The following is a 15038-nucleotide window of genomic DNA, read 5'->3' as shown; positions in this document are numbered from 1 at the left end:
GTGATCTTAAATAACTCTTTTTTAAAAGAAAACAGACATTCTAGGTGTCATTATACTCTCTAATTGATTTATCATCGTAATTTTCAATATCAAAATATTTTTTTGTCTTATCATCTGATCTATTAGAAAGACCAAGTTCTCTAATTTTATTCATCATTAATCCTGTACCTGCGGGAATTAATCTACCTACTATCACATTTTCTTTTAAACCAACTAAAGGATCTTCTTTACCGCAGAATGCTGCCTCTGTCAGTACTTTTGTTGTTTCTTGGAAAGAAGCAGCAGAAATAAATGAATTGGTTTCAAGGCTTGCTCTCGTAATACCCTGTAAAATAGGTAGATAATTAGCAGGCACTCTACCAGAATGGATCATAGCATCATTCTCTCTCTGTACTTCTAATCTATCAATTGTTTCTCCGATTAAATACATAGTATCACCAGGATGAGTAATTTCTACCTTCTGTAACATCTGTTTTAGAATAACTTCTAAATGTTTATTATCGATACGCACTCCCTGTAATCTATATACTTGTTGTATCTCTGCTATCATATAGTGAGCTAATGCTTCCAATCCAAGAACACGTAAAATATCATGAAGATCAAGATCACCATCCATCAGTAAATCACCTTTATGTACAAAATCTCCTTCATTGACTATTACATGCTTGCCTCGTGACACTAAATATTCAATTGGAGTAATCTGTTCATCTATAGATTTAATTAAAATACTACGCTTTCCTCTACGATCTTTTTCAGCAAACACTACATAACCATCTATTTCACTTACGATAGCATGTTCTTTTGGACGACGTGCTTCAAATAATTCGATTACTCTAGGCAAACCACCAGTAATATCACGAGTTTTTACTGATTCTCTTGGTGTTCTTGCGATTACATCTCCTGCATATACCTTTTCTCCATTTTGAACATTTAGTACTGCACCAAGTGGTATAAAATAACATGCGTCAACACCATTAGCATGCGTGATGACTTGATTATTATTATCAAGGAGCATGATTCTAGGACGTAAATGTGCGCTACCAGAGTGTAACTTGCCATCTTGTACTACTTTACTTGATATGCCAGTAGATTCATCCATCACTTCAGTAATAGAGATACCATCTTTTAAATCTTGATATAACACTATACCAGTCTTATCAGTAATAATGGGTAATGTATATGGGTCCCATTCGGCAATTTTATTTCCGATTTTTACTAAATCATCTGCATTAACGTACAATTTTGCACCATAAGGTATACTATATCTTAATTTTTCACTACCAAGACTATCTACTAATATAATCTCACACGAACGACTGATTACGATATTATGACCATTTTTATCTGTAATAATATTATTATTATTCAATTTAATTGTAGCAATAATAGAAGCAATAATATTTGATGATTCAATTCCTCTTGTCATTACTCCGCCTATATGGAACGTACGCATTGTAAGCTGCGTACCTGGTTCTCCTACAGATTGTGCAGCAATCACACCCACTGCCTCACCTATTGATACAACTTTACCAGTCGCAAGATCTCTACCATAACATAACGCACATAATCCTGGGCTCATTTTACATGTTAATGGTGATCGAATTTTTATTGCATCAAGTCCAGCAATAGTAATTTGTTTTACCTTTTCTTCATCAATTAATTCACCTGATGATACCAATAATGTCTTTGTGATAGGATGATATATCTCATTTGCAGATGTTCTACCTAATATATTGCTTTCAAGGGACATTACAATTGTTCCCCTTTCAACTGCAGCTCTTACTATTAGTCCATCACAGGTTTTACAATCATGTTTAATGATTATACAATTTTGAGAGACATCAACTAAACGACGAGTTAAGTAACCAGAATTTGCAGTTTTGAGAGCAGTATCAGCTAGTCCTTTACGCGCTCCATGAGTAGAATTAAAATATTCAAATACGTTTAAACCTTCACGAAAATTAGATGTGATAGGAGTTTCTATAATCTCTCCAGAAGGTTTAGTCATTAGTCCTCTCATACCTGCAAGCTGCTTCATTTGTGATGTAGAACCTCGTGCACCAGATGTTACCATCATATATACTGAGTTATACTTGCCATTATATATAGATATCGCTTTTAACATATCACTTGCGATTAAATCTGTACATTTAGACCATGCATCTATGACTTTATTATATCTTTCACTTCTAGTAATCAGTCCATCTTGATATTGCATAGAAAGTGTTTTAATCTCACTTCTTGTATGTTCAACATGCGTAGCTTTAGTATTAGGAATAACCATATCACAACGACCAAAAGATGTGCCTGAAAATGTTGCGTATTGAAATCCAAGAGCCATTAATTTATCAGAAAATGATACTGTCGCACTTTGACCGCAATTTCTATATACTAAGTCAACTATATTAGTAATTTCCTTTACTGTTAATATTTGATTAATTAACTCAAAATTTAAATTGTGATGTTGAGGTATAATCTGCCATAATATTAACCGTCCCGGTGTTGTCAAAATAGTTGAATAACAAGTCTCGTATTGAGAATTAACATATTGCATTCTATATTTTATAGTAGAATGGATATGTAGTGTCCGACTATTTAATTCATATTCAACTTCATAAAACTCTCCAAAATGTGGAATATCTTGTTGTTCATCATTAGGTGTTTGTAAAGTTAAATAATATATTCCAAGTACTATATCCTTACTAGGTACTATAATAGGTCTTCCATTAGAAGGACTTAACACATTATTCGTCGACATCATTAATACTCGAGCTTCAAGTTGTGCTTCTAAAGAAATAGGTATATGTACAGCCATTTGATCACCATCAAAATCAGCATTAAATGCTGTACATACTAGAGGATGCAATTGTATTGCTTTACCTTCTATAAGAATAGGTTCAAATGCTTGAATGCCTAATCTATGTAAAGTAGGTGCTCTATTTAATAGCACAGGGTGTTCTTTTATTACCTCTTCTAACATATCCCACACTTCTGGTTTTTCTGATCTGATCAGTTTACTTGCAAACTTAATAGTTGGTGCCATGCCATATATTTTAAGTTTAGAATATACAAAAGGTTTAAATAATTCTAAGGCCATTCTTTTTGGCAAACCACACTGATGTAATTTTAGACTTGGACCAACAACTATAACGGATCGTCCAGAATAATCTACTCTCTTGCCTAATAGGTTTTGACGAAAACGACCTTGCTTACCCTTAAGCATATCACTAATAGATTTTTTATATCCTACAGCACCAGCTTTATTTATTAGGGTAGAACGACGACTATTATCAAATAGAGAATCTACTGCTTCTTGTAACATTCTTTTTTCATTACGAATCATAATTTCAGGAGGATGCAAGCTCAATAGTTTTCTTAATCTATTATTTCTATTAATGATAGTTCTATAATGATGATTTAAATCAGACACAGCAGGACGACCACTCTCAAGTGACACTAATGGACGTAAATCAGGTGGTAAGATAGGAATGGTAGTGAGAATCATCCACTCAGGCCTGTTACCTGATTTGATAAAATTTTCAATGATACGTAATCTCTTAATCACTTTTTTTCTTTTCATTTCAGATACTATAGACTCTAATTCAAGCCTCAAAGTCTTTCTTATATCATATAAATCGAGACGCATAAGTAATTCTCTGATGGCTTCAACACCTTGCATAGCTACAAAGCTATCTCGACCATATTTTTGCTGAGTATCATGATAAGATTTTTCACTAATAATTTCACCTTTTTCAAAGGTAGAAATAAGAGGATCAATGACGATATAATTATCACTATATAAAATATTTTCAATATCTCTCAGAGAAATATCTAATAATGCTCCAATTCTTGAAGGCAGAGATTTTAAGAACCATATGTGGGCTACAGGAGAAGCAAGTTCAATATGTCCCATCCTTTCTCTTCGAACCTTAGAAGATGTCACTTCTACTCCACATTTTTCACATATATGACCTCTATATCGTCTTTTTTTGTACTTACCACATAAACATTCATCATCATTTACAGGACCAAAAATTTTAGGGCAAAATAAACCTCCTTTCTCTACTTTAAATGTCCTATAATTAGCTGTTGATACATCTTTTATCTCACCATAAGAAATAGATTTAATATTCTCAGGACTAGCAACGGAAATACTGATTTTATCAAAAGGCTGTGTAATATTAGTATGAGAAATATCTGCAATTACTATGTTATTTTGTTTTAATACTATATTTAAACATAACGAACGTAATTCTTTGATCATTACGTTAAATGATTCAGGAATACCACATTCAAAGTTACTATCACCTTTTATGATCGATTCATAAATTTTTACTCTACCATTAATATCATCAGATTTTACAGTTAACATTTCTTGTAAAGTATAAGCAGCACCATAAGCTTGTAATGCCCAACACTCCATTTCGCCAAATCTTTGACCTCCAAAGTGAGATTTTCCTCCAAGAGGTTGTTGAGTGACTAAACTATAAGGTCCTACTGAACGTGCATGAATTTTATCATCAACTAGATGATGTAATTTTAGCATATACATGTATCCAATTGTGATCTTACGGTCAAATTTTTCTCCTGTTCGTCCATCATATAATATATCTTGCCCAGTGTGATCTAAACCAGCTATTTCAAATAATTGAGTGATCTGTTCATCTTTTGGTCCTTCAAATACTGGCGCAGCAACAGGAATTCCATGTCTTAATTTCTCTGCAAATTGAATGATATCAGCATGACTCATATTACAGAGATTAGTATCAGATACAATACTTCTACCACAACGATAAATCTTAATTATAAATTCTTGTAACTGACGATAACTGTCTTGATAATCATTTAATAGACTCCTGATTGATTGTTCTAATCTGATATCAATATTATTATATGTATTGAAAAAAGAGATGATTTCATCATCATTAGCGTTCTGTATGTTATTCTCATATAGAATTGTAGAAAGGATATTGCAAGAATTGAGAGATTCAGTTCTTGCAATATCACAAATTATATTTTTTTTCTGATGCAGTATATCAAGTAAATTGCCTACTTTTTCTCCTAACTTCTTACATGCCCATCCTACATGTGTTTCTAATATTTGTCCTACATTCATACGCGAAGGTACGCCGAGAGGATTGAGAATAATATCAATAGGAGTACCATCTTCTAGATAAGGCATATCTTCAACTGCTACTACACGAGAAATCACTCCTTTATTGCCATGTCTACCAGCCATTTTATCTCCTGGTTGCAGACTATGCTTTACGGCTACAAAAACCTTTACTGACATTGATACACCTTGTGGTAAATCATAACCTTCATTCAGTTTTTCTATTTTCTTTTGTAATTGTATTCTTGCATTTGAGATTTTTTGATTGAATTCTTCTTGTAAATTTTGTACTTTTAACACGATAGATTGTATTTTTAATCCAATATCCCACCATTGCTCATGCTCAATATCATCTAATGATATTTGATTGTGAGATTGTACACTCAGAATTAGTTTTTTTAGTTCATCATAAAAATATGCACTATTAACATGAATGATATAATCTCTCTCTTTAGTAAAATTATCTATTCCCTTATTCTTAATAATCAATGCTCTATCATTTTCTTCAACTCCTCTACGTGTAAAGACTTGTACATCAATTACTGTTCCATCAACATCGGGAGATGCATATAAAGAAGAATCAGAACAATCAAATGACTTTTCACCAAAAATTGTCATTAATAATTTTGTTTCAGGTGGTAGTAATACAGACGGTTTTGGTGTTACTTTGCCTACTAAAATACATCCAGGACTAATTCTTGTGCCAATTTGTACTATACCACTCTCATCTAGATGAGAGAGATTTTCCTCATGAACACCAGGAATAGCACGAGTGATTTTCTCCGATCCTAAAGGGGTATCATGTACTGCACATTCAAGCTCTTCTATATGAATAGAGGTGAATAAATCTTTTTTTACAACATCACTAGAGATAATGATAGAGTCTTCAAAATTATAACCTTGCCAAGACATAAAAGCGACTAGTAAATTCTTACCAAGCGCTAATTCACCATTATTAATTGCAGGACCATCAGCTATTACATGTCCTTCTTTTACATAATCTCCCACATGTACTAATGGTCTTTGATTAATACAAGTATTATGATTAGAACGATTAAACTTTCTTAAATGATAAATATCAACATCTAAATAATTAACTCTCTCCTTATCAAATGCACGTATTACTATAGAATTACTATCTACGCTATCAACTATGCCATCTCGTGTTGCTAATACCACAGCTCCGGATCCAGATGCAACAAAAGCTTCCATTCCAGTACCAACTAAAGGACTAGTAGGTTTTAATAAAGGTACAGCCTGACGCTGCATATTTGAACCCATTAATGCTCTATTAGCATCATCATTTTCTAAAAATGGAATTAAGGATGCAGCAACTGAAATTACTTGTTTAGGTGAGACATCAATATAACTCACTTGATCACTGCTAACCATTACAAAGTTACTTGCATGTCGACAATATAACATATCATCAAGAAAACGATTATCATCATCGAGCTTTGCACTTGTATCAGTAATGTAATATAGTCCCTCATCTATAGCAGAAAGATATTCGATATCATTAGTGACGATCCTATTGACTACTTTCCTATAAGGGCTTTCAATAAAACCATACTTATTAATTCGTGCATATATAGCTAAACTATTAATTAAACCTATATTTTGCCCTTCAGGAGTTTCAATAGGACAAATTCTACCATAATGAGTTGGATGTACATCTCGAACTTCAAATCCTGCTCTTTCTCTAGTTAATCCTCCAGGACCGAGTGCTGATAATCTCCTTTTATGCGTGATTTCAGATAATGGATTTGTTTGATCCATAAATTGAGATAATTGAGAAGAATTAAAGAAATCTCTTAAAACATTAGTCAATACTTTAGGATTAATAAAATCGGAAGGCATCACTTTTTCTAAACTAGAAGTTGACATGCAATCAACTATTGCGCGCTCTAATTTTAATAATCCAATTCTAAACTGATTTTCTATAAATTCACCAACTGATCTTACTCTTCTGTTACCTAAATGGTCAATATCATCTACAGTACCTTGACCATCACGTAATAAAACTATTTTTCTTATTACTGCAATAATATCTTCATGCGTTAATACAGTGACACTTTCATCGTATATTAGTTCAAGATATGAATTAAGCTTTAATCTTCCAATATTAGATAGATCATAATATTCTTTGTTAAAAAAAAGATTATGAAAGAATCCTTCCACTATTTCTAAAACAGGCACTTCTCCAGGACGCAGTACTCTATGTATTTCATACAATGCTTCCTGATAAGACATATTTTCATCTAAGATCAGAGTATTTAAAATATAAGGTCCAACTGATACATTATCTATATTTAATACTGAGATATTATCTATTGCTAATATCTCTAGTTTTTTAATGTCTTCTAGTGTAATCATATCACCAGTAGATAGAACTTTTATAGCATTAGAATCTACTATTTCTTCTGCAACGAACAATCCACATATTGCATCATGAGGTATAACGTATTCTTTGACTCCATTATCATGTAGTTTTTTCGCTAATCTAGCAGTAATTGAAATATTAGATTTTACGAGAATATTACCTGTAATATCTATTAAATCATATGATAGTCTCAGGCCCTTAAATTTATCATATATAAAGGGCACTATCCAACCATTTTTATGTCTTGAATATGTAATTTTTTCATAAAATTTACTAAGAATTTCAGTATTTGATAAGCCTAGTGCTTTTAACAGAACTGAAATTGGTAATTTTCTTTTTCTATCGATACGAAAATATAAATGATCTTTCACATCAAATTCAATATCAAGCCATGAACCTCTATAAGGAATAATTCTAGCAGAATATATGGTTTTACCAGAATGATATGTTTTTCCCTTATCGCTATCAAAAAATACACCTGGAGATCTATGCATTTGTGAAACAATGACTTTTTCTACTCCATTAATAATAAAAGTACCTTTATCCGTCATCATAGGCAATGCACAAAAGTGCACTTCTTGTTCTTCTATAGATTTTATAATATTTGAATTTACAATCTGATCTTTTTGCATAGCGTGATATTCATCTAGGGAAATGCCATCTTGCATAATGATAAGACGAATCGAAGCAATGACTTGAGCAGAATAAGTGATACCACGTTGCACACATTCAGTCTCATCATATTTAGGCATATCAATTTTGCAATTGATAAATTCAATAGTTGCTCTATGTAAGGGATCATTGACTGGAAAGATTGTATGAAAGATAGATTCTAGTCTTATATTACCATTATTTTCAGGAGTAAAAGATTCGTATGATTCTTTTTGTACTTGTACTAAGTCTAATAAAGAATCTTTTAAATCCATAGAACTAGCGTAAGAAATTCTGGGAATAGAAGCGCCAGAAGAGAAAATATTAGAACAATTACTCATTAATACTCCATACTATATAAAAAAACACTAAAATTCATATCACGAATAAAGTCATAGATATTAAAATCCTCATTCAAGATCTACCTTTGTTGCGCCTGCATCAATAAGTTTTTGCTTGATCTTTTCTGCCTCATCTTTAGGAATATTAGAAGTTAAATCTTGTGGCAATGATTCTACTAGTTCTTTAGCCTCTCTTAATCCTAGTGTAGCATTTACTTCTCTCACGGCTTTAATGATTGAAATTTTTTTACTCATATCGATTTCTTTTATTATAACCTTATATTCAGATTTTTCTGACTTATCAGGAGTGACAATCTTGCTATTAGGTGAATCTCCTGTATTTGTTGCTCCGCTTATAAAAGAACCAATAGGTAAACCTATTTTATCTTCTAATATTTTTACAAGTTCAGCAGCTTCTAATAGATTTAAAGACAATATTTTATTTACTATATCATTATTTATATTACTCATATTTATTACCTTAAATTTTTAATAACAAATTTACTTTTTAGAATGTATATAATTATCTAACACCCTCATAAGACGCATATACGGCAAGCTAAGACATGCTACCAATCTAGTAGCAATACTATAGGATAGCAAACACATGATTTTGATACGTAAATCGTTTAGAGTAGGTAACTTAGCTAGTTTCTCAACGTCTTCTGCTGTAAGCAAGCGATTTAAATAAGCTCCGCAGATGATAGAAAGATTTTTTTGATTTACATCAGTGTTAATAAAATTTACTATTAATTTTGTGACTTCTACTAAGTTATTAGAATGAATGATAGCCACTGGACCAGAAAATCTATCTAATAAATAAGGAAATCTACTAGTTCTCTCTAAAGCTAATCGTGCTAAAGTATTTTTTACTACTAGCATGCCTCCAGTTGCAAGATCTTTAATACTATTTCGCAAGCGTAATGTATTATGAGCATTAATACCATGAAAATTGATTAATAGAATAAAATCATTAGCTATTAGTACATCGACTATAGCTTGTATTAATGTTTCTTTATTTTTACGCTTCATATCTATTACTCCTCCATCAAATGAGATCTTCTATTTTACTGAGTTTTAAAGATTTCCCCATAGTTGTATTTAAAAAAATACTTCTAAAGAATATACCTTTTATGGTATTAGGTTTTTTTTCTTTAATTGCTTTAATCAAAGCCAGTAAATTCTCTAGTAAATCTTTAGTATCAAAACTAGCATTACCTATTTTGCCATGGATAATACCATTTTTATCAGTTCTAAATTTTATTTGACCTGATTTAATAGTATTAATTGTAGAGATCACATCAGAAGTTACAGTATTGAATTGAGGATTAGGCATAATACCTTTAGCACCTAATATTTTTGCAATAGGAGTAATATGTCTGATAAAATCAGGAGTAGTCACGCACCAATCAACATCCAATTTTTTCCCCCTTTTTATTTCTTCTACTAAATCTTCTGATCCAACAATATCAGCACCAGATGTCTGAGCTTCTATTATATGCTCTTTGTCAATAAATACAGCAATTTTAATTGCTGTACCAATACCTTTAGGTAAAATTACTGTCCCACGTATTTGCTCTTCAGTTTTACGAGTATCTACACGTAAATTCACTGCAACATCAATAGATTCTATAAACTTTGCTGATGATGATTCTAAAATTTGTTCTAGATCTTTAATCAGATTACCATGTTTGTTCATAAATTTAGTCTTCCACAACTTCTATACCCATAGATTTAGCAGTACCTATTACCATTTTTACTGCTGATTTTTCATTATTAACTTTCATATCAGTCATTTTATATTTTGCTATCTTAATTATAGTGGACATTTGCAATTTAGCTACTAATTCCTTACCAGGAGTGCTAGAACTTTTACTAAGATTAGCATCTCGCTTGAGTAAATAAGAGACAGGTGGACCGCTGATAGTAAAATCATATGATCGATCATCTTTTATAAAAATATGTACTGTCACTAAATCACCTACTTTATAACTAGTATGATTAGACATTGTAACCTTATTAAAGGTTGCGCAGAATTTAGGGATAGGAATACCTCTTGGACCAAGTACTGATGCAATCTTAGGACCTGGAATTGCTTTACCCGCTTCTATTAATAAATTAATCTTTGCAATTATAACACTCATTGTATTAATCCTCTATCTTGTCTACTTCAGATAAATCAAGTTCTATTAATGTAGGCTTGCCTAGAATTGAGACTTCTACATTCATAGTTTTCTTTTCCTCATTTATCATCTCTACTTTACCAGTAAAATTTTGAAAAAGACCTTCTTTAATCTTGATCTTTTCGCCTTTTTCGTAACCAAAACTTAATTTTTTTGCTTCTTGAGCGCTACGTAGTGCACGACATACTAAATAGATCTCATCTTCTGAAATGATTTTTGGCACATGACCATTTTTTAAAAATCCATATACTTTAAGAGATTTTGGTATGCTGTTGATAAAATTTAATACTTCATCACATAAATTGATATATAAAAACACATAACCAGGAAAACACTTTTTGCGTGTAGGGTTTTTTTTATATTTAGTTTGAGAATCATTTATTTCATCATATGGAATAAATACTTCCTTAAAATACTGATTAATTCTTAATCTTGTTGTATTCTCTAAAATATGTCTTCGTACCTTCTCTTCATAATTAGCAGCTACTCTTAAAATATACCATTTATTTTTATTATAGTCCTGACGTATAAGATGAATTTCACTCTCTGATATCACTGTGAAATCACCCACATGATACTGACTTAAAATTTTTGTACTCTCATCACATAAATTCATATGTATGTATGCATTACATTGTTCTTGTATAGCATGTGTAATATGATAGGAAAAAGGAATAAAGACTTCCTTAAAATATATCGTACTATCTATCAATTCTTGAATTTTATGTTCACATCCATAATTTACTTTAATGACATACCATTTATATTCATTTTCCATAAACAATTCCAAATAAAGCCTTAATGATATACAGAGATAAAAAATCTATAAAATAAAAGAAAGTTGAGAAACATAATATAATCATTATTACCATCAATAAAGAAGAGAAAACTTCTTGTTTTTTGATCCAAACTATCTTTTTCATTTCTTGTCGTATTTCATATAGAAAAACGTAAAAACTTTTTAACATTTAGTATGATACCAATAATGCAGGAGCGATAGGACTTGAACCTACAATCTCTGGTTTTGGAGACCAGTACTCTACCAATTGAGCTACACTCCCATGCTTTTTATAACTCACCTCTTACTCCAATATCTCAGAAACAATACCAGAACCAATGGTTCTTCCTCCTTCTCTTATTGCAAAGCGTAATCCTTGATCCATTGCTATAGGTACCTGTAATTCTACTTCTATACCTAAATTATCCCCTGGCATCACCATCTCTTTACCTGATAGTAATTTTATGCTACCAGTGACATCAGTGGTTCTCAAATAAAATTGAGGTTGATAGTTTGCAAAAAATGGTGTATGTCTTCCCCCTTCTTCTTTTTTTAATATATAAACTTCTGCCTTAAATTTCTTATGTGGAGTTATTGTACCGGGTTTTGCTAATACTTGTCCTCTTTCTACCTCTTCTCGCTTGATTCCTCTTAATAATATCCCTACATTCAGACCAGCGCTACCTTTATCTAATAATTTCTTGAACATTTCCACACCAGTACATATTGTTTTTTGTGTACTTTTGAGCCCTATAATCTCTATTTCTTCACCAGGTTTTATTTCACCTCTTTCTATTCTACCAGTTACTACTGTACCACGTCCAGAAATCGAAAACACATCTTCAATTGGTAATAAAAATGGTAATTCTACTGCGCGTGGTGGAACAGGAACATATGCATCTAATTTTGTCATTAAGTGATCTATTGATTCTTTGCCATATTTATTCTCTACGTCTTCTAGTGCTTGTAACGCTGAGCCTACAATTACTGGGACATCATCTCCAGGAAATCCATATTTACTTAATAATTCCCTAATCTCCATCTCTACTAAATCAATCATATCAGGATCAGCGATATCAGCTTTATTGATATATACTACGACATATCCTACTCCGACCTGTTTTGCAAGTAGAATATGCTCTCTCGTTTGAGGCATAGGACCATCCACTCCTGATACTACTAATATTGCAGCATCCATTTGTGCAGCACCTACTATCATATTCTTTACGTAATCAGCATGTCCAGGACAATCAACATGAGCGTAATGTCTATTATCTGTTTGATATTCTACATGTGCAGTTGCGATTGTGATCCCTCTTTTTCTTTCTTCAGGAGCTTTATCTATTTGATCATATGCTACAAACTTTCCATAGTGCTTTGTAATCGCTGCCGTTAATGTTGTTTTTCCATGATCGACATGTCCTATTGTACCTACATTTATATGTGGTCTACCAAATGCTTCTACTACTTTTGTCATAATCTCCTGTGATAATTTCTAATTATACTTTAATTTTAATTCATCAAAAATATGTTGTGGAACTTGTTCATAACAAGAAAAATGCATGCTATATTGAGCTCTACCTTGAGATATAGATCGTAATATATTGATATATCCAAACATATTAGCAAGAGGTGCTGAAGCAAGTATAATAGTACTATTATTACGTGATTCTATGCTTGAAATCTGACCTCTTCTACTATTTATATCTCCTATGATATCACCCATATATTCTTCAGGGGTAATAATTTCAAGCTTCATGATTGGTTCTAAGATCTTTGGAATAGCTTTAAATGCCATTTCTTTAAAAGCTCCTTTAGCAGCAAGTTCAAAAGCTAAAGGACTAGAATCCACTTCATGAAATGCTCCATCAATTAACGTAGCTTTAAAATCAATTAGTGGAAAACCAGAAACAATCCCACCTTCTTTTATCATTTCTAAACCATTTTGTACACCAGGAATATATTCTTTTGGAATGGCTCCTCCTACAATTTTACTCTCAAATTGAAATCCTGTTCCAGATTCAAGAGGCTCAAATTTTATTTTTATCTTAGCAAATTGTCCCGCACCACCTGATTGTTTTTTATGAGTATAATCAATCTCTATGGCTTTAGTAATAGTCTCACGATATGCTACTTGTGGTGCACCAGTATATACATCCACATTAAATTCACGTTTTATTCTATCAGTAATAATTTCAAGATGTAATTCACCCATTCCCTTTAATATAGTCTGACCACTTTCTTCATTTACTGATAATCTGAGAGATGGATCTTCTGCTACTAATCTATGTAAAGCAATACCTAATTTTTCTTGATCTGAATTATTCTTAGGTTCTACAGCCAGTTCAATGACAGGTTCGGGACAGTCTATTCTCTCTAATAATATAGGAAAATCAGAGATACATAAAGTATCACCAGTCATTGTGTTTTTCAGTCCTACTAATGCTATGATATCACCAGCTTTTGCTGTACTTATATCTTCTCTATTATTGGCATGCATTAATAACATTCTGCCAATATTTTCAGTGATATTTCGTGTGGCATTTAAAATAATGGACTTAGATTTTAAATAACCAGAATAAATGCGAATAAATGTTAAATTACCGACAAACTTATCTGTCATGACTTTAAAAGCTAAAGCAACAAAATTTTCTTTTTCAGAAGGTTGAATTTCAATTTTTTTATTTAATTCCTTAGGATGAATACCAATAATGCTTTTTGTATCAATTGGAGAAGGTAAAAAATCTACTACGGCATCTAAGAGAGGTTGTACTCCTTTGTTTTTAAAGGATGAACCACACAATACAGGAACAAATTTTCCTTTAATCACTCCTTGTCTTATGCATGACTTTAATAACTCTATTGAGAGATCATTGTATTGAAAATATGTCTTTATTGCCTCATCATCCAATTCAGCTGCAGAATCTAATAAAAGATTCCGATATTCTTGTGCTATATCAATAAGATGAGCAGGAATATTTTCAAAAAAGAATTGGGCACCTAAAGTTTCTTCTTTCCAAAGAATAGCTTGCATAGATAAAAGATCAATCACACCCTTGAATTCTTTCTCATTTCCTATTGGAAGCTGTAGGATTAAAGGTGTAGCGCCTAATTTTGTCTTGATCATTCTGACACATCTGTGAAAATCTGCACCTATTCTATCCATTTTATTGATAAAGCATATACGAGGTACTTGATATTTATCAGCTTGCTGCCATACCGTTTCAGATTGAGGCTCCACTCCCGCAACTCCATCAAAGATTGCAATTGCACCATCTAATATTCTTAAAGATCTTTCTACTTCAATAGTAAAATCTACGTGACCTGGAGTATCAATGATATTAATTCTATGATCATTCCAAAAACATGTAGTTGCAGCAGATGTGATGGTAATTCCACGCTCTTTTTCTTGTTCCATCCAATCCATTGAAGTAGTGCCATCATGTACTTCGCCTATTCTATTCTGCTTACCAGTATAGAATAAGATGCGTTCTGTTGTAGTGGTTTTACCAGCATCTATATGGGCCATAATGCCTATATTTCTGTATTGAGATATTTTTAGTTCCATAACATCATTCAACTGGCTTAT

General features: G+C 32.0%; 9 protein-coding genes and 1 tRNA gene. All 10 read right to left on the bottom strand.

Translation table 11 applies throughout. The annotated features are described in order from the left end of the window. Window positions 1-40: 40 nt before the first annotated feature. The 10 genes from MC061_RS01565 to fusA all read right to left on the bottom strand — a co-directional run bounded on the left by MC061_RS01565 (window position 41) and on the right by fusA (window position 15017). Entirely contained in the window at window positions 41-8488 is an 8448-nt protein-coding gene (locus MC061_RS01565; protein ID WP_259535468.1) for a DNA-directed RNA polymerase subunit beta/beta', read from the bottom strand. Window positions 8489-8557: 69 nt separating this feature from the next. Beyond that, window positions 8558-8959 carry a 50S ribosomal protein L7/L12 gene (gene rplL, locus MC061_RS01560; protein ID WP_259535466.1) on the bottom strand — a complete coding sequence of 134 codons (402 nt, stop codon included), beginning with the start codon at window positions 8957-8959 and terminating at the stop codon, window positions 8558-8560. Window positions 8960-8989: 30 nt separating this feature from the next. Beyond that, window positions 8990-9520, bottom strand: coding sequence for a 50S ribosomal protein L10 (rplJ, locus tag MC061_RS01555; RefSeq protein WP_259535465.1), 531 nt, complete (start codon window positions 9518-9520; stop codon window positions 8990-8992). 16 nt (window positions 9521-9536) lie between these two features. Then, window positions 9537-10187, bottom strand: a complete 651-nt coding sequence (gene rplA / locus MC061_RS01550; protein ID WP_259535463.1) for a 50S ribosomal protein L1 — start codon at window positions 10185-10187, stop codon at window positions 9537-9539. 4 nt (window positions 10188-10191) lie between these two features. Further along, the gene (locus MC061_RS01545; protein WP_259535461.1) at window positions 10192-10632 is read right to left on the bottom strand and encodes an uL11 family ribosomal protein; all 441 of its coding nucleotides are present in this window, start codon (window positions 10630-10632) and stop codon (window positions 10192-10194) included. 4 nt (window positions 10633-10636) lie between these two features. Next, window positions 10637-11449 carry a transcription termination/antitermination protein NusG gene (nusG, locus tag MC061_RS01540; RefSeq protein WP_259535458.1) on the bottom strand — a complete coding sequence of 271 codons (813 nt, stop codon included), beginning with the start codon at window positions 11447-11449 and terminating at the stop codon, window positions 10637-10639. Then, window positions 11439-11594 carry a preprotein translocase subunit SecE gene (gene secE / locus MC061_RS01535; RefSeq protein ID WP_259536256.1) on the bottom strand — a complete coding sequence of 52 codons (156 nt, stop codon included), beginning with the start codon at window positions 11592-11594 and terminating at the stop codon, window positions 11439-11441. Before secE ends, nusG begins: the two co-directional genes overlap by 11 nt. Before the next feature lie 65 nt (window positions 11595-11659). After that, window positions 11660-11732: transfer RNA gene (locus MC061_RS01530), tRNA-Trp, on the bottom strand. Window positions 11733-11753: 21 nt separating this feature from the next. Beyond that, window positions 11754-12926: an elongation factor Tu gene (gene tuf, locus MC061_RS01525; RefSeq protein WP_259535456.1), complete on the bottom strand. Its 1173-nt coding sequence runs from the start codon at window positions 12924-12926 to the stop codon at window positions 11754-11756. Between the two features lie 18 nt (window positions 12927-12944). Then, on the bottom strand, window positions 12945-15017 hold the full coding sequence (gene fusA, locus MC061_RS01520) for an elongation factor G (protein ID WP_259535454.1): 2073 nt from the start codon (window positions 15015-15017) through the stop codon (window positions 12945-12947). Window positions 15018-15038 lie beyond the last annotated feature (21 nt).

The sequence above is a fragment of the Wolbachia endosymbiont of Howardula sp. genome (assembly GCF_025021925.1).
GTDB lineage: Bacteria > Pseudomonadota > Alphaproteobacteria > Rickettsiales > Anaplasmataceae > Wolbachia.
Note: the sequence above shows the minus strand (reverse complement) of the source record. Positions and strands in the feature narration are given on the sequence as shown.